Here is a 16,977-nt window from a genome sequence, read left to right on the forward strand (position 1 = left end):
TTAGCAATCCCGTTGTTCCAGAATCTCCACCGCCGGCAGTTTCTTGCCCTCAAGGAATTCCAGAAACGCGCCGCCGCCGGTGGACATGTAGGAAATGCCGTCGGCGACGCCGAACTTCTCGATCGCCGCCAGGGTGTCGCCGCCGCCGGCGATGGAGAACGCCGGGCTCTTGGCGATGGCCTCGGCGATGCGGCGGGTACCGTGGCTGAACTGCTCGATCTCGAACACCCCGACCGGCCCGTTCCAGACGATGGTGCCCGCCTGCATGATCCTGTCGGCATAGAGATCGGCGGTCTTGGGACCGATGTCGAGGATCATGTCGTCCTCGGCCACTTCCTCCACCGGCTTGGTGACCGCCTCGGCGTCTTCGGAAAATTCCTTGGCCACCACCACGTCCACCGGGATGGGAATCTCGGCGCCGCGGGCTTGGGCCTGTTCCATCAGGCACTTAGCTTCGGGGATCAGACCCTCCTCGTAAAGGGATTTGCCCACCGGGTGGCCGGCAGCGGCGATGAAGGTATTGGCGATGCCGCCGCCCACGATCAATTGATCCACTTTCTGCGCCAAAGTTTCCAGCACCGTCAGCTTGGTGGACACCTTGGAACCGCCGACGATGGCCAGCAACGGACGGTCGGGATTTTCCAGGGCCTTCGCCAGCGCCTCCAGTTCCCTGGCCAGCAGCAAACCGGCGCACACTTCGGGGGCGAACCGGGCCACCGCATGGGTGGATGCCTGGGCCCGGTGGGCGGTGCCGAAAGCGTCCATCACGAAGACGTCGCAGAGGGCGGCCATCTTTCTCCCCAGTTCCGGATCGTTCTCCTTCTCCCCCTTCAGGAAGCGGACGTTCTCCAGCAGGACCAGTTCACCGGGCGCCTGGCACTGCACCCCGTCGATCCAGTCCTTGACCAGCCGCACCGGCAGCCCCATCAGTTCGGATATGCGTTCCGCCACTGGCGCCAGGGAATATTGGGGATCGTATTCCCCTTCCTTGGGGCGGCCCAGATGGGACATGACCATCACACAGGCAGCACCCTGTTCCAGGGCGTAACGGATGGTGGGAATGCTGGCGCGGATACGGGTATCGGAAGCGACTTTGCCGTCACTGATCGGCACGTTGAGGTCGGCGCGGATCAACACCCGTTTGCCCTTGAGTTTCAAATCGGTGATTTTCTTGATGGCCATGTTTCCTCCTGTCAGATGAACGAGTGATGAACGGGAAATGGGCGCTCCCCCATCAGGCGTTTTCCGGCTTCCACTTGATGGAACAGCCCATGCTGGGATACTGCACCTCCGGCCCCCGGCCGGTGGCGGCGATCTGCTTCATGGCCTCCAGCAGTTCGTGGCGGGCGCCGGGCACCGGGTCCTTGCCGCCTTCGATCAGGCGGCCGCGGTACTGCAGCTGCAGCTCGGCGTTGTAGCCGAAGAAATCCGGAGTGCAGATGGCGCCGAAGGCCCGGGCGACCTCCTGGGTTTCGTCGAGCAGATAGGGGAACGGGAACTGTTTCTCCGCGGCGATGCGCTTCATGTTGTCGAAGGAATCCTCCGGATAGCGCTCGGTGTCGTTGGGATTGATGGCCACGCAACCGACGCCGTGACGGGAAATCTCGCGACAATCCTCGATCAGGATGTCGAGGATCGCCTTCACGTAGGGGCAGTGGTTGCAGATGAACATCACCAGCAGGCCGTTGGGACCTTTGCACTGATCCCGGGTCCAGACCCGGCCGTCGACACCGGGCAGGGCAAAGTCGGGACAGGGCTTTCCAAACTCGCACAGCGGGGTTTTCATCAGCGCCATGACACACCTCCTCTTGAGTCTTTTTAATGAAAAATCATATCAGAATCAGCCCGTTGCCGCCTTCTCTCCGCCCCGTTCCAGGCGCTTTTCGGGGTATTCGCACAAGTCACGGATAACGCATTGGTCACACTTGGGATTGCGGGCGGTACACACGTAGCGGCCGTGCAGGATCAGCAGATGGTGAGCGTCTTTCTTGAATTCCTCGGGGGTGTAGCGGTTCAGCTTCTCCTCCACCTCGCGCACGGTCCTGCCCGGCGCCAGGCCGGTGCGGTTGGCGACCCGGAAAATGTGGGTATCGACGGCGATGGTCGGCTCGCCGTAGAGGGTGTTGAGAATGACGTTGGCGGTCTTGCGTCCCACGCCGGGCAGGGCTTCCAGCGCCTGGCGCGTCCGCGGCACCTGGCCGCCGTGTTTCTCGAGCAGCTGCCGGCACAGGGCGATGAGATTGCGCGCCTTGGTGTTGTAAAGGCCGATGTGACGAATGTAACGCTTCAGCCCTTCCTCGCCCAGAGCCAGCATCTTCTCGGGCGTGTCGGCCACTTTGAACAATTCCGCGGTGGCCCGGTTGACGCTCTTGTCGGTGGCCTGCGCCGACAGCACCACCGCCACCAGCAGTTCGAAAGGCGTGCGGTACTTGAGCTCGGTGGTGGGATTGGGAATGGCCTTGGCCAGACGTTCGAAAATCAGCCTGCGCTTTTTCTGATTCAAACCGCCCGTCTCCGTTTCAGCGCCGCCTTCTTGGCTTCCAGCCTGGCCCGGTGCCGGGCCGCTTCCTCCTCGAGACGCCGCCGGCGCGCCCGGTAGCGGGCCTTGGCCTGCTCGCTGCGGGCGCGGCGTTCCTCGGCCGTCTGCGGGCGGAGGGATTCCGGCGCCGGCAGCATTTCGATGCACGCCACCGGGCACGGCGGCAGGCACAATCCGCAGCCGATGCATTCGGCGGCGATCACCGTGTGCATCCAGTTGGGAGCGCCGACGATGGCGTCCACCGGGCAGGCTTCCAGGCAGCGGGCACAGCCGATGCAGCGGGCCTCGTCGATCTTCGCCACCCGGGCGAACTTGCCGCCGGTTGCCGTCATGGATTCACTTGACCCGCATCCCCGGCTCGGCCCCTGCGTCCGGCGACAGCAGGTACAGGTCCTTGCCGCCGGGACCGGCCGCCAGCACCATGCCTTCGGACACCCCGAAGCGCATCTTGCGCGGCTTGAGGTTGGCCACCATCACCGTCAGCCGCCCCTCCAGGGTTTTGGGATCGTAGGCGGCCTTGATGCCAGCGAATACGGTGCGGGTCTCGCCGCCCAGGTCCAGGGTCAGCTTGAGCAGCTTCTCCGCCCCCTCCACGTGCTCGGCCTTGACGATGCGGGCGATGCGCAGGTCGATCTTGGCGAAATCGGCGAACTCGATTTCCGGCGCGACAGGCTCCGCCGCCGAAGCCTCTCGGGGCGCCAGCGCCAGGCTTTCCCGGGAGGCTTCGATCATCTGCTCGATTTTGGCCGGATCGACGCGGGTCAGCAACGGCTTGAAGTCACAGATGACGTGATCGAGCAGCGGCTGGGTCGCCACCTCGGGCCAGTCCTGAGGCTCGATGGCCAGAAAAGCCTCCGCCTCCCGCGCCAGTTTGGGCAGGACCGGCTTGAGATAGACGGCCAGAATCCGGAACAGGTTGAGCCCCTCGGTGCAAATCCCCTGCAGTTCGCCCTCCCGTCCCGGTTCTTTGGCGATGACCCAGGGCTTGTGTTCGTCGATGAACTGGTTGGCGGCATCGGCTAGGGCCATGATCTCCCGCATGGCCTTGCCGAACTCGCGCCTTTCGTACAGAGCGGCGATCTCCTCGCCGGCTTCGAGAAAGCGCACGAACAGGTCGGGATCGGGCAGATAACCGGCCAGGCGGTTGTCGAAACGCTTTTTGATGAAACCGGCGCAGCGCGAGGCGATGTTGACCACCTTGCCCACCAGGTCGGCGTTGACCCGTTGGGTGAAGTCCTCGAAGTTGAGATTGATGTCGTCCACCCCCGGCCCCAGCTTGGCGGCGAAATAGTAGCGCAGATACTGGGGATCAAGGTGGTCCAGATAGGTGCGGGCCTTGATGAAGGTGCCGCGGGACTTGGACATCTTTTCGCCGTTGACGGTGAGGAAGCCGTGGGCGTAGATGGCGGTGGGCGTGCGGAAACCGGCCCCGTGGAGCATCGCCGGCCAGAACAGGGCGTGGAAATAGACGATGTCCTTGCCGATGAAGTGATACAGCTCGGCATCGCTGTCCGGCCCCCACCAGGCGTCGAAATCCAGGCCCTTTTCCCGGCACAGGCGTTTGAAACTGGCCATGTAGCCGATGGGGGCGTCGAGCCAGACGTAGAAATACTTGCCGGGGGCGTCAGGAATCTCGAAACCGAAGTACGGGGCGTCGCGGGTGATGTCCCAGTCCTTGAGGCCGCTCTGCAGCCACTCGTCCACCTTGTGGGCCACTTCCGGCTGCAGGTGGCCGGGCTGATGGACCCATTCCCTGAGAAAGGACGCGAAAGCCGACAGCTTGAAGAAGAAATGTTCGGTCTCCTTCTCCACCGGCGTCGCTCCGGAAACGGCGGAAACCGGGTTCTTCAGCTCGGTGGGGGAATAGGTGGCGCCGCACACCTCGCAGTTGTCCCCGTACTGGTCCTTGGCGCCACACCGGGGGCACTCGCCCTTGATGAACCGGTCCGGCAGGAACATCCGCCTGACCGGATCGTAGAGTTGGGTGATGGTGCGGGCCTCGATGTAGCCCTTCGCCTTCAGGCGACGGTAGATTTCCGCGGCCAGCTCTCGGTTCTCCGGCGAATGGGTGCTGTGGTAGCAGTCGAAGCCGATCTCGAAGCCGGCAAAATCGGCGCGGTGCTCGCGGCCGATGCGCTCGACCAGATCCTCCGAGGTGATCCCCTCCTCCTGGGCCTTGAGCATGATCGGCGTGCCGTGGGCGTCGTCGGCGCAGACGTACCAGCAGGTGTTGCCCCGCAGCTTCTGGAAGCGGACCCAGATGTCGGTCTGGATGTATTCCACCAGATGGCCCAGATGGATGGGGCCGTTGGCATACGGCAGGGCGCCGGTGACGAGCAGGTTGCGGCCTGGCATGGGACTCCTCTCCGTGGGATATGGCTCGTGATCTTCAAGGAAAGCAAATTATTCTAACCCAGTTTGGTGGTAAAGTATTTCGCCCCTTGGACTAGACTTGAAGTTTATGGAAACGGCCTTGACGATCAGCCGGGGGCGTCCTTTGCCGCTCGGTGTCCACGGCTTCGACGGCGGCATGAACTTCGCCGTCTTCAGCCGCCACGCCACCCGCATGTGGCTGCTGTTGTTCGACGATCCGGCGGTGCTGGAGCCCACCTGGTGCTTCGAACTGGATCCTGTCACCCATCGTACCGGCGACATCTGGCACGTCTACGTTCACGGCGCCCGCCCGGGGCTGACCTACGTATTCCAGGCCGACGGCCCCTTCGCCCCCCACGAAGGCCACCGTTTCAATCCCCAGCGCGCCCTGCTCGACCCTTACGCCACCGCCCTGACCGGCGTCGAGCATTGGGACTTTGCCATGCTTTGCGACCGCTGGCTGGAGGAGCATCCCGGCGAGCCGATCCCCAAGGCGCAGTACCGGGTCAAAGGGCTGGTCCCAAGCGAGCGGGAATTCGACTGGAACGGTGACCGTCATCCCAAGATCCCCTGGTCGGAAACCGTCATCTACGAAACCCACGTGCGCGGCCTGACCATCCACCCTTCCTCCTGCGCCCACTACCCCGGCACCTATCTGGGCGTGATCGAGAAGATTCCCTATTTCAAAGAACTGGGGATCACCACCCTGGAGCTGATGCCGGTGCATCAGTTCAACCCCCACGAACTGGACCGCAAAAACCCCCTCACCGGCGAACCGCTGGTCAACTACTGGGGTTACAGTACCGTGGCCTTCTTCGCCCCCCACGCCCAGTACAGCACCGGCCGCAGCATCGACGCCCAGATCACCGAGTTCAAGGCCATGGTCAAGGCCCTCCACGAGGCCGGCATCGAAGTCATCCTCGACGTGGTCTTCAACCACACCGCCGAGGGCAACGAACACGGCCCGACCCTCAACTTCAAGGGGCTGGACAACAGCATCTACTACCTGCTCGACGAACACGACAAAAGCCGCTATCTCAACTACTCCGGCTGCGGCAACACCTTCAACTGCAATCATCCGGTGGTGCGCAGCTACATCCTCGAATGCCTACGTTACTGGGTCACCGAGATGCACGTGGACGGCTTCCGCTTCGACCTGGCCTCGATCCTCGGACGCGACCGCAGCGGGAAGCTGGTGCCCAATCCGCCGCTGCTGGAATCCATCGCCGAGGATCCGATCCTGGGCAGCGTCAAGCTCATCGCCGAGGCCTGGGACGCGGGCGGCGCCTATCAGGTGGGCTTCTTTCCGGGCGAACGCTGGTCGGAATGGAACGGCCAATACCGCGACGACGTGCGCCGCTACTGGCGCGGCGACGACGGCATGATAGGGCCGTTCGCCACCCGCCTGTGCGGCAGCGCCGACCTGTACCAGCACAGCGGCAAGACCCCGCTCAACAGCATCAACTTCGTCACCAGCCACGACGGCTTCACTCTCAACGACCTTGTCAGCTACGAACACAAGCACAACGAGGCCAATGGCGAGGACAACCGCGACGGGACCAACGAGAATTACACCTGCAATTACGGCGTCGAGGGCCCCAGCGACGATCCCGAAATCGAGGCGGTCCGCCTGCGGCAGATCAAAAATTTCCTCGCTACCCTGTTCCTCTCCCGCGGCGTACCGATGCTGCTGGGCGGGGACGAGTTCCGCCGCACCCAACGGGGCAACAACAATGCCTACTGCCAGGACAACGAGATCTCCTGGTACGACTGGCGTCTGATGAAGCGGAACCGCCAGCTGGTGCGCTTCGTCAGCCGACTGATCCGCTTCCGCCGGGCCCACCCGGTCCTGCGCAAGGGGGATTTCTACCAATCCGAGGAAATCGAATGGTTCGGCCTCCACGGTTCACCGCCGGACTGGCGCACGGGGCGGGCCCTGGGGGCGGCGATCCATCCCCTCGATCCCGAAGAACCCCAGCTGTGCCTGCTGTTCAACGCCGCCCCGGAAGCCGTCTCTTTCCACCTCCCGCCCCCGCCGCCGGGGCAATGCTGGCACGTGGCGGTGGATACCGCGGCCGCACCACCGGAAGACATAGCCGCCGTGGGCAAGGAAAAGAAGCTCAGGAGGCAGGATCAGCTGACGTTGATCGGACGCAGTCTGTACGTGCTGGTGGCGCGGGCAAAGGCGGGGAGAGCCCGGAGGAGAAAATGATCGACCGCCGCCGCCAACGGGAACGACGCCAGCCTGGCTGGCGCACTTTCTGGTACGCCCTGATACGGGGACGGCGCCGGGGGCCACGACGTGCCGCAGAGCAAAACCGTCCCCATTATGTCGATTACTATGAAGACCACTGGCTGCTGCTGTGGAGCCTGGGGATCGTCGCCGCCTGCGCCCTCGACGCGATCCTGACGCTGCTGATCCTGGCCCGGGGCGGCATCGAGATCAATCCCTTGATGCGCCTGCTGCTCGAACTGGGCACCTATTCGTTTTTCTACGTCAAATATCTCGGCACCAGCCTGGCGGTGATTTTCATCCTGCTGCATCACCGCCATCGCCTGCTGCACCGGCCGGTGGCATCCTTCCTGCCGTTGCTGTTTGGCGCCTATGCTCTGCTGATCGGCTACGAGTGGTGGCTGCTGTCGGCCTGAGCCGGAACCGGCAACACCCGCTCGACGATGGCGCAACCGACGCTGTCGCCCCAGACGTTGACCGCGGTGCGGAAGCGGTCCAGGAGCCAGTCCACCGACAGCAGAATGCCGATGTATTCGGTCGGCAGCCCCACCGCGCTGAGCACGATCACCATGGTCACCAGCCCCGCCTCGGGAATGCCGGCGGCACCGATGGCCGCCAGGGTGGCGGTCAGCGCCACGGTGACCTGTTGCATCAGGCTCAGATCCACGCCCAGCACCTGGGCGATGTAGATCGCCGCCACCGCCTCGTACAGGGCGGTGCCGTCCATGTTGATGGTCGCCCCCAGGGGAATGACGAATTCGGCCGCCTCCGGCCGCACCCCGCCCCGGTCCACCGCCGCCTCCAGGGTCACCGGCAGCGTGGCCGAGGAACTGGCGGTGGAAAAGGCCGTCAGCAACGCCGGCGACATCGCCCCCAGAAAGCGCCAGGGGGAGCGGCGGGCAAAGATCCACAGCAGCAGCGCCAGCGTCACGAAGGCGTGAAAGGCCAGCCCCATGAGCACAGTGCCCATGTATTTGCCGGTCTGCTGCAGGGTCTGCAGGAAGGCGCCGTGCAACTGGGCCTCACCGAAACGGGCGGTCACCAGACAGAAGATCCCCAACGGCGCCAGCGTCATGATCCCGAGGATGAGCGCCAGGAAGGCTTCGTTCAGCTGGACGATGAAGCGGCTGACGGCTTCGGCCCTCGGACCCAGAATGGTCAGGGTGCCGGCGAACAGCATGGAAAAGACGATCAAAGGCAGAAGTTGCATCTCCGCCATCGCCTTGATCACGTTGTCGGTCACCAGCATCAGCACCATGTGCTCGACGATGGCGCCGAGGCTCATTTCCTTGTTCGCCACCCGGGCCGATTCCAACAGCGTCGCATCCGGCGGCGGGGCGCCGGCGCCGGGCTCGAAGGCATTGACCAGAACGATGCCGACGATCACCGCCAGCACCGTGGTGGTCAGGTAATAACCGATGGACACCGCGCCCGGCCTGCCCAGCCGGCGCACGTCCCCGAGACCGAGGATCCCGGTCATGACGCTGGTCATCACCAGCGGCACCACCAGCATCTTCAGCAGACGCAGAAAGATCTCCCCGCCGACGGCAAAACCCACCGCCCAGTGGGGTCGCCCCAGCCCCAGCAGGACCCCGAGGACGATGGCGATGAAAATCCACAGGGTCAGATGATTCTTTTTGTTCGACATCTTCGCTCCATTCCGCCAGGTTATCTATAATGAACGGTTTACGGATCCATCTTCCGCGGACGGCAATTCCCCCCACAGCATGCTTTTGATCGCCTCTTTCGCCTTCCCGCCGAGCCTGCAGCGTTTCTGGCACTGGTGGCGCCAGCAGCTGGCGGCACTGATCCCGGAAACCCTGCGGCGCCGCTGGCCAAAGGCGGAACGTTATTTCATCACCTTCACGCTGGAAGGGGAAATGGAAATCCTGCGCCAGACCGGGGACGACCGGCCCTTGCAGCCGGTCGCCCACGACGGCAAGGCCGATGCGGAAGGGAGATACAGCCTGCTGCTGCAGCCGGGACAATGCCTGCTGCGGCGCACGGTCCTGCCGGCGGCGGCACGCAAGAATCTGAACCAGGTCATCCGCTTCGAAATCGACCGCCACACCCCCTTTGCAGCCGATCAGGTCCATTTCGACACCCGCATCGTCGAACAGGCCAACGCCAAAATCGTCGTCGAGCTGATCGTCGTTCCCCGGCAGGTACTCGACCCGCTGCTGGCCCTGGCCGGGGAGGCCGGCCTGAATATCGACGACATCGCCGTTCTCGACCACGGCCGGCCCAGGACCGGGCTTGCCCTGCTGCCCGAAGGCCGAAGCGATCAGCGCCCGCGCTGGTCACGGTATCTGAATCTGGCGCTCGGCGCCTTGCTGTTGGCCCTGATCGCCGCCGCCCTGCTGCTTCCCGTCCTGTTCCAGCAGCGTCAGATCGATATCCTGGAACGGCAGGTCGCCAAAGCCCGCAAGGCCGCCATCCGCGCCACCGACATCCAGCAGCGCCTGACGGAACTGAAACGCCAGAGCCGTTTCCTGGTGGACAAGAAGCTTCAGACCCCGGCCCTGACGCAACTGCTGGAGGACCTGAGCCGCCGCCTGCCGGATGACACCTGGCTGACTCAATTGCGGTATCGGGACGGCCAGCTGCACATCGACGGCCAGTCCCCCGCCGCTTCCAAACTGGTAAAACTGCTGGAAGATTCCCCCTACTTCGACAACGTGCATTTCATCTCTCCCATCACCCAGGACCGCCGCAGCGGTCTGGAACGGTTCCGCATCAGCATGGATGTCCATCATGGGCCCGACAAAACGCCTGAATCCAAATCTGAATGAGACGGGGCAGCGCGTCCTTGCGGTGCTGCTGTTGTTGCTGCCGCTGGTGCTGCTCTATGGGCTTGTCATCGCCCCCTATCTGAAGATTCTCGTGGACAACCGGGAGCGGATCGAAGACCTGCGCTTCCAGTTGCAGCGGCTGCAACGGACCGCCGCCAAAGCCCCCTTGTGGGAACAACAACTGCAGGCGCTGCAACAGGATCCGGCCACCCGGCGCCACTATCTCCAGGGCGCCACCCCGGCCCTGGCGTCGGCCGAGTTGCAGAAACGCTTGGGGGAAATCGTGCGCGCCGCAGGCGGAGAGCTCACCAGCACCCAGGTGCTGGGAACCAAGGAAGAAGACGGCTTTACCCGAATCTCGGTGCGGGCCCGCTTCACCGTCTCCAGCCGCCAGTTGCAGGAGATCCTGCAGGAAATCGAAGCCAATCCGCCCTACCTTCTCGTCGACCGCCTGACCGTCCGCCCCATCCGTGTCCGGCGCGATCCCAAAACCCGCAAATTCATTCCGGTCGACAAGCTCAACGTGGATCTGACCGTCTACGGCTACATGAAAACCCAGCCCTCATGATCCTCCACCGCAAACACTGGCCGACGCTCGCCCTGGGAACGGCGTGTCTGGGAATGGCGATGCTCGTTGCCGCGGAATACGCGCACCTGCGCCGCACGCTTGCCCAACCCCAGCCGGGTATCGAGACGCCCCAGCCGGAGGCGTCGGCGGCGGAACCGGCGCAGGAATTCCGGTTGCCGCCGTTGTCTGCGGAGTCGGCTTTCGTCTCCCGCCCGCTGTTTCTCGAAGGCCGCCGTCCGGTCGCGGAGGAAAGCGCCGACGAACCCAAGCCGGAACCTGCCGCCGCCAAAGGACCGCCGCCCGAGGTCGAGCTGATCGGTATCCTGGAAACCCCGGAAACCCGCCTGATCCTGCTGCGCGACAAGCAGGGAAAGGTCGTGCGCCTGCACCCTGACGAAACCATCGGCGGCTGGCGCCTGCAGCGCATTGAGACCGACCACGTCATCCTGACCCAGAACGGCCAGGCGCACACGCTCAAGCTGGTCAAACCCCGCAAAGCCCCCAGGCGCAGGGTTTCCCAGCCGAGGCAAACAAAACCAAGTCCCCGCAATCCGTTCGCCAACCCGTTCACGAACCACCAAAAACCAGGGAAGAAGTCACCGTGATCCGTCACGCCAAATCCATCACCGCTCTGACCCTGATCGGCGCACTGAGCGCCTGCGGCGCTTTGACCCAGCGCCCCGGAGAAAAACTGCCCCTGAAACTGCTCGAGGTACCGCCTCCGCCGCAGGAACCCGAGCAGGCGGCCGGGGAAACCGCCCCGCCGGCGAAGCCGGCGCTGCAGGAGGCGGAAATCACCCTGGGAACGGGACAGACGATCCGACCGCCGAGTCAGCCGCGCCCGCCCCGTAAACCGGGCAACTACACCCTCAATTTCGACGATGCCGACCTGGGGGAGGTCGCCAAGGTCATTCTGGGGGACATTCTCAAGACCAACTACGTTCTCAGCCCCAGGGCGGCGGGCAAGATCACCCTGCAGACCACCCGCCCCCTGAACCGGGAAGAAGTGCTCCCAGCCTTGGAACTGGTGCTACGCATGAACGGCCTGGCCCTGGTTAAAAAGGGGGACTTCTATTGGATCGGACCGCTGGCCGAGGCTTCCAAAGGCGCGCCCCTGTCCGTTGCCGGGCGCACCCTGCCCCCGGGCTTCCAGGTGCGGATCTATCCCTTGCGCTACATCGGGGTGAAATCGCTCGAAAAGATCCTGCCGCCGCTGCTCAGCCCCAAGGCCCTGCTGTATGCGGATCCGGTCCGCAATCTGCTGCTGGTGGCCGGCACCAGCGACGAGCTGACCGCCGCCGACGAGGTCGTCCGCACCTTCGACGTCAATTTCCTCAAGGGCATGTCGGTGGGGCTGTTCCCGCTCCACAACCTGGATGCCGAAACGTTGCGCGCCGATCTGGAATCCGTCCTGGGAAAAAAGGTCTTGGAGGACGATTCCATCCTGCGGCTGATCCCAATCGACCGCCTCAATGCCCTGATGGTCATCACCCGGCAACCGGAATACCTGCAGCTGGCCCAGACCTGGATTAACCGCCTCGACCGGGCGGTGTCCGAGGAAGCCGGTTCGGTCCACGTCTACCGGGCCCAGAACGTGGACGCCAAAAAGCTGGCCGAAACCCTGAACCAGATCTTCACCGGCAACACCCAGGCGCCGAAAACCCAAGTGGCCCCCGGCCGCAGGAAAGTCACCCTCAAGGGGCGCAGCCGGCCGCAGACCACCGCCCGCCGCACCCAGACCCCGCTGCGCATCATCGCCGACGAGCCCAACAACGCCCTGATCATCATCGCCAGCCAGGAGCAGTACCGGGAAATCGAAAAGGTCATCAAGGATTTGGACCGGCTGCCATTGCAGGTATTGATCGATGCCTCCATCATCGAGGTGACCCTGACCGATGACCTGCAATACGGGCTGGAATGGTTCGCCCAGAACAAGCTGCCCAAACAGCATAGTACCGCCGGTTTCAGCTCAAACGGCCTCAACCTTGGCGATGCCGCCAAGACTGCCCTGCTCAATTCGCTGGCGCCGGGCTTCAGCTACGTATGGCAGAGCAAATCCCAGGACATCGGCATCATTCTCAAGGCGGCCGCCGAGAAGGGTAAGCTTAACGTCATCTCTTCCCCGTCCTTGATGGTCCTCAACAACCACGAGGCCACCATCACCGTCGGCGAGCAGATTTCCCTGCAGACCTCCCAGGCCACCAACACCGCCACCAGCGGCAACAACCCCATCATCACCGCCACTTTCCAACAACGCGACACCGGCGTCCAGCTCAAGATCAAACCCCGGGTCAATACCGGCGGACTGGTCATCATGGAACTGGATCAGAAAGTGGACGACATCGGCCGGCGGCTGGAAGGCAGCCCCAATCCCAATATTATCCAGCGCCAGATCAAGAGCACCGTGGCGGTCAAGAACGGGGACACCCTGGTTCTGGGCGGACTGATCAAGGACAATCGCAACAAAAGCCGCAGCGGCATTCCCTTCCTCTACAAGCTGCCGCTCATCGGCCATCTGTTCGGCACCACCACGGAAAACATCAACCGCACCGAGCTGGTGGTCCTGATCACCCCCCGGGTGGTGGAGAACCGGCGCGACGCCTTCGCCGTCACCAACGAATTCCGTCTGCGCCTCAAGGAGCTGTATCAGACCCCGGAGGAATACCTCAAGCAACCGTCGCAACCGCGCCGGGAACCGGAGCCGGCAACCCCGGCGGCAAAGCCCGGCTCAGCCGGCTGACACCTGCTGCTGGATACGGCGGTAATCGAGCTTGCCGCTTCCCAGCAGCGGCAGCGCCGCGCAGGTGACGATCCGCCGCGGCAGCCACAGCTCCGGGATGCCCTGCTCGCGGGCATGGGTCTGCAGCGCTTCCAGGCTGGCACTTTGACATTCGGTCACCAGCACCACCGCCTCGCCGCGCCGGGCATCGGCCACCGCCACGGCGGCATGGCGATGCTCCGGCCACAGTTGGGCGGCCAGGGACTCGACGCCGTTCAAGGGCACCATCTCTCCGCCCACCTTGGCGAAGCGTTTCAGCCGCCCCGCCAGGGTTACGAAACCGTCGTCGTCCACGGTCGCCACGTCGCCGGTGTCGTACCAGCCTGCACCGAAACCCGAGGACGGCGGCACCAGTTCACCGGGCCGCTCCGGCAGCCAGTAGCCTAGCATGACGTTGGGTCCGCGCACGTGCAGGCGGCCGCCCTGCGCCAGACCTTCCACCGGTTCCAGACGCCATTCGATCCCCGGCAGGAAGCGGCCCACGGTGCCACCGCGGTAATACATGGGGGTGTTGACCGCCAGTACCGGGCTGGTTTCGGTGGCGCCGTACCCTTCCAGAATCCGCAGGCCGAATTTCTCCAGCCACAGCCGGCGCACCTCCTCCTGGAGCTTTTCCGCACCGGCGAAGACGTAGCGCAGGGTATGAAAGTCGTATGGGTGGGCGTGTCGACCGTAGCCCTGAAGGAAGGTGCTGGTGCCGAACAACACCGTGGCGTTGCTCTCGTAGGCCAGCTCCGGAATCACCTTGTAATGCAGGGGATTGGGATAGAGGAACGTGCGGATGCCGAACACCAGCGGCAGCAGCGTCCCAGGCCCCAGGCCAAAGACGTGGAACAACGGCAGCACGTTGAGGACCGTGTCGGTGGGATTGAAATCGAGCACCGCCGCCAGCTGGGCGCAGTTGGCCAGCAGATTGCGGTGGGACAGCAGTACCGCCTTGGGCGCCCCCTCGGAACCGGAAGTGAACAGCATGACTGCAGGCTCGGCCGCCGCCCCCGGCCGGCTGCGGAAGGAACGACCGAACCAGGCGGCGGCCCAGGCCGCCCATTTGTCGAAGGCGGCCACCCCCTCCCGCCAGTCCTCCAGATAATGGACGGCGATGCCCGCCGCCTCGAGGGCCGCGACCTCTTTGGAAAGCCCCGCAAGCTCGACGAAACGGCGCGCGGTCACCACCTCCCGGATCGTGCCGGTGCGGCAGGCGCCGGCCAGACCGGCGGGACCGGCGGTATAATTGAGCATCGCCGGCAGCCGGCCGTGCTTCTGCAGCGCCAGCACCGCGACAACCGCGGCGATGCCGCTCGGCAGCAGCACCCCGACAGGTCCCTGATGGCGCAGGTGCCGCTGCAGCAACACGGCCATAACCTGCACCCGGGTGAGCAGACCGTGATAGCCGAGCGGCCGCCGCTCAATGTCCTCGATCACCATCCGCCTCGTCCCCACCGTGCGGCGGGCGTCCCAGACCGCCTCCAGCAGGGTGCGATCACAGGGGGTGGCGGCGAACATCGTCTCGCGCATCAACGCCGCCAGATTTTCGCCGGCCCGGCGGCGGCGGGCGATGCCTTTGATTTCTTCCGGCGGGCGGATGTCCCGGGGCGGCCGCACCACCACGCGGATGCGGGGAAACCAGCGCCGGGGAAAGCGGCAGTCGAGACGGGAGAAGGGCGAATACTGGGCCCCGTCGATGCGGACCGGCACCACCGCCGCGCCGGCGTGGTCGGCGATGAGCCCCGGGCCTTCGTAGATTTTCATCAACGCCCCGGTGGTGGTGATGCGCCCCTCGGGAAAGATGACGATGCGCCGGCCCGCCTGCAACCGCCGGATCAGGGTCTTGAGAGAGGCCGGTTGCAGCGGGTCGAGCGGTACCACCTCAGCGAAGCGCAGAAACGGCCGCACCCACCACAGGCGGGCGATGTGGGTGTTGATGGCGAACGTCAGCCCGGCGGGCAGGAAGGCCCAGAGGATGACCGGATCGAGAAACGACTGGTGGTTAGCGACGATCAGCACCGGCCCTTCAAGGCGCTGCAGCTGTTCCAGCCCCTCGATGCGGAGACGGTAGCAAAGACGCAGCAACAGACGGACGACGGCTCTCAGCATCGCTCAGGCCGACTGACGGGCCTCGCGCTCCGTTTCCCGCTCGAGCAGATCCACCATGTCGTTGAGCCCCTCGGACAGCACCGTGATGGTGTCGTCCAGGCTCAAAAGCCCTGCCAGCGCGCCGCGCTCGTCCACCACCGGCAGGCGGCGCATGCCGGCCTCGCGCATCTTGGTGACCGCCGAGTGCAGGTCTTCGCCCTCCAGGGCCAGGGGAATGTCGTCCTGCATCACCTCGGCCACGGTCACCGCCTCGCCGCTCAGGCCCTCGGCCCCGACCAGCAGGGTCACGTCGCGGTCGCTGAGCATGCCAACGGGCACCCGGCTGGTTTCGGCCTCGGCGGCCGTCGTCTCCGGCAGCGCCTTCTTCCGGCTCCGTTTGCCGAACCAACCCTTCTTCTGGCTGACCTGGGCGGCAGGGTTATAAATCTGCTCCCGGATCACCACCAGACTGCGGACCCCGGCCTCGCGCATCCTCTCCACCGCCTCGGTCACGCTGGCATCCGCCGTCACCGTGGCCACCTGGCGCTGGCAGACGTCCCTGACCGGCCGCCAGGCCCGGCGGTGGGGCACGTATTTGTAAAGCTTGTGCATCATCTCCAGGAACCACTTGGGGCGCGCCAGCGCCACATAGAACAGCACCAGATCGGCCTCGGGGATGCCGATGGTGATCTCGTCGATGACCATCAGCAGGACGGTCCAGAGGATCACCTTGGTCTTGTAGGCACGTTCCTTTTTGGGTTTTTTCGTTTTCGCCGGGGTCTTGTCGGCCATGAATTTCCGTCCTCAGATCAAAATCAGCGGCTGACTTCCGCTTCGCGCTGGATTTCCCGCTGCAGCAGTTCCACCACGTCTTCGAGACTGTGGGACAGCATGGCGATGGTGTCATCCAGGCTCAAGGTCCCGATCAGGTGACCGCGCTCGTCGACGATGGGCAACTGGCGAGCGCCGATCTCGCGCATCTTCTCCACCACCGCATGGACGTCCTGGTCGGCGCGGGCCACCACCGGATCGGGCGTCATGATCTCCTCGGCCAGGGTATCCTCCCACAACAGGCCCTGTCCTTCGACCCGAAGGGCCAGGTCGCGGTCGGTGACGATCCCCACCGGCACCTGGATGCTTTCACCCGCGGTCTTGGCCAGGGCCTTGCCTTTTTTCCCCGCCGCTTTGGCTGCGGTTTCTTCGCCTTCCCCCGCTTCCGGCACATAGGGCCGCGTCTCCACCACGATGAGGCTGCGCAGGTGCTCGTCGCGCATCAACTGGGCCACCTCCAGCGCCCGGGCGTCCGGCGCCACGGTGACCACATCCCGTTTGCAGATATCGCCGACGGTGTGCCAGGACTGGCGGTCCGGCATGTATTCGTACACCCGGTGGACCATTTCCAGCAGCCAGCGGGGCAGGAAAATCAGCAGGGCAAGGATGAAGGCCTCGGCCAGCGGCAGGCCGGGGGTGATCTCGTCGGCGACCATGAAGAGGAAGATCCACAACAGGGCCTTGCCCTTGTAGGAACGCGATTTCTTCTTTTTCTTCCTGGTCTGTTTCCGTTGCGCCAGCGCCTGTGGCTCCGCCATGACTGCCTACTCGATCTGGAGTTTTGAAAAA

At 64.4% G+C, this 16,977-nt stretch carries 15 protein-coding genes; 6 read left to right on the plus strand and 9 right to left on the minus strand.

Annotated elements, in window-relative coordinates; translation table 11 throughout:
• From MCIT9_RS10400 to metG, 5 genes are read right to left on the minus strand one after another with little or no spacing between them, the layout of a single operon-like run.
• On the minus strand, positions 1–1,182 hold the full coding sequence (locus MCIT9_RS10400; protein WP_317704819.1) for a phosphoglycerate kinase: 1,182 nt from the start codon (positions 1,180–1,182) through the stop codon (positions 1–3).
• Positions 1,183–1,234: 52 nt separating this feature from the next.
• Positions 1,235–1,795, minus strand: coding sequence for a thioredoxin family protein (locus tag MCIT9_RS10405; protein WP_317704820.1), 561 nt, complete (start codon positions 1,793–1,795; stop codon positions 1,235–1,237).
• 45 nt (positions 1,796–1,840) lie between these two features.
• Positions 1,841–2,503, minus strand: coding sequence for an endonuclease III (gene nth, locus MCIT9_RS10410; protein WP_317704821.1), 663 nt, complete (start codon positions 2,501–2,503; stop codon positions 1,841–1,843).
• Positions 2,500–2,871 (minus strand): RnfABCDGE type electron transport complex subunit B, encoded by a 372-nt coding sequence (locus tag MCIT9_RS10415; protein WP_317704822.1) that lies wholly within the window; start codon positions 2,869–2,871, stop codon positions 2,500–2,502. The genes nth and MCIT9_RS10415 overlap by 4 nt, the downstream gene beginning before the upstream one ends.
• Before the next feature lie 4 nt (positions 2,872–2,875).
• Positions 2,876–4,894, minus strand: coding sequence for a methionine--tRNA ligase (gene metG / locus MCIT9_RS10420; RefSeq protein ID WP_317704823.1), 2,019 nt, complete (start codon positions 4,892–4,894; stop codon positions 2,876–2,878).
• A gap of 106 nt (positions 4,895–5,000) precedes the next feature.
• Between metG and glgX the strand changes: the two genes are divergently transcribed.
• Complete coding sequence (gene glgX, locus MCIT9_RS10425) at positions 5,001–7,124, plus strand: glycogen debranching protein GlgX (protein ID WP_317704824.1); 2,124 nt, start codon at positions 5,001–5,003, stop codon at positions 7,122–7,124.
• Positions 7,121–7,561, plus strand: a complete 441-nt coding sequence (locus MCIT9_RS10430; RefSeq protein WP_317704825.1) for a DUF5658 family protein — start codon at positions 7,121–7,123, stop codon at positions 7,559–7,561. The genes glgX and MCIT9_RS10430 overlap by 4 nt, the downstream gene beginning before the upstream one ends.
• On the opposite strand, the gene MCIT9_RS10435 is transcribed toward MCIT9_RS10430, so the two are convergent.
• Complete coding sequence (locus tag MCIT9_RS10435; protein ID WP_317704826.1) at positions 7,534–8,793, minus strand: dicarboxylate/amino acid:cation symporter; 1,260 nt, start codon at positions 8,791–8,793, stop codon at positions 7,534–7,536. The genes MCIT9_RS10430 and MCIT9_RS10435 overlap by 28 nt on opposite strands.
• A 79-nt stretch (positions 8,794–8,872) precedes the next feature.
• On the opposite strand from MCIT9_RS10435, the gene MCIT9_RS10440 reads away from it, so the two are divergent.
• Genes MCIT9_RS10440 through gspD form a run of 4 tightly spaced genes read left to right on the plus strand, consistent with a single transcriptional unit; the run spans position 8,873 to position 13,245 of the window.
• Positions 8,873–9,937, plus strand: coding sequence for a PilN domain-containing protein (locus MCIT9_RS10440; RefSeq protein ID WP_317704827.1), 1,065 nt, complete (start codon positions 8,873–8,875; stop codon positions 9,935–9,937).
• Positions 9,900–10,505 carry a type II secretion system protein GspM gene (gene gspM, locus MCIT9_RS10445; protein WP_317704828.1) on the plus strand — a complete coding sequence of 202 codons (606 nt, stop codon included), beginning with the start codon at positions 9,900–9,902 and terminating at the stop codon, positions 10,503–10,505. Before MCIT9_RS10440 ends, gspM begins: the two co-directional genes overlap by 38 nt.
• A complete protein-coding gene (locus MCIT9_RS10450; protein ID WP_317704829.1) occupies positions 10,502–11,110 on the plus strand; it encodes a hypothetical protein in 609 nt (202 codons plus the stop codon). Before gspM ends, MCIT9_RS10450 begins: the two co-directional genes overlap by 4 nt.
• Complete coding sequence (gspD, locus tag MCIT9_RS10455) at positions 11,107–13,245, plus strand: type II secretion system secretin GspD (RefSeq protein WP_317704830.1); 2,139 nt, start codon at positions 11,107–11,109, stop codon at positions 13,243–13,245. Before MCIT9_RS10450 ends, gspD begins: the two co-directional genes overlap by 4 nt.
• On the opposite strand, the gene MCIT9_RS10460 is transcribed toward gspD, so the two are convergent.
• From MCIT9_RS10460 to MCIT9_RS10470, 3 genes are read right to left on the minus strand one after another with little or no spacing between them, the layout of a single operon-like run.
• Positions 13,234–15,378, minus strand: coding sequence for an AMP-binding protein (locus tag MCIT9_RS10460; protein ID WP_317704831.1), 2,145 nt, complete (start codon positions 15,376–15,378; stop codon positions 13,234–13,236). The two genes, gspD and MCIT9_RS10460, sit on opposite strands and share 12 nt — an antisense overlap.
• A 3-nt stretch (positions 15,379–15,381) precedes the next feature.
• Entirely contained in the window at positions 15,382–16,149 is a 768-nt protein-coding gene (locus MCIT9_RS10465) for a CBS domain-containing protein (protein WP_317704832.1), read from the minus strand.
• A gap of 23 nt (positions 16,150–16,172) precedes the next feature.
• A complete protein-coding gene (locus MCIT9_RS10470; RefSeq protein WP_317704833.1) occupies positions 16,173–16,946 on the minus strand; it encodes a CBS domain-containing protein in 774 nt (257 codons plus the stop codon).
• Between the last annotated feature and the right edge of the window lie 31 nt (positions 16,947–16,977).

The sequence above is a fragment of the Methylomarinovum caldicuralii genome, assembly GCF_033126985.1.
GTDB lineage: Bacteria > Pseudomonadota > Gammaproteobacteria > Methylococcales > Methylothermaceae > Methylohalobius > Methylohalobius caldicuralii.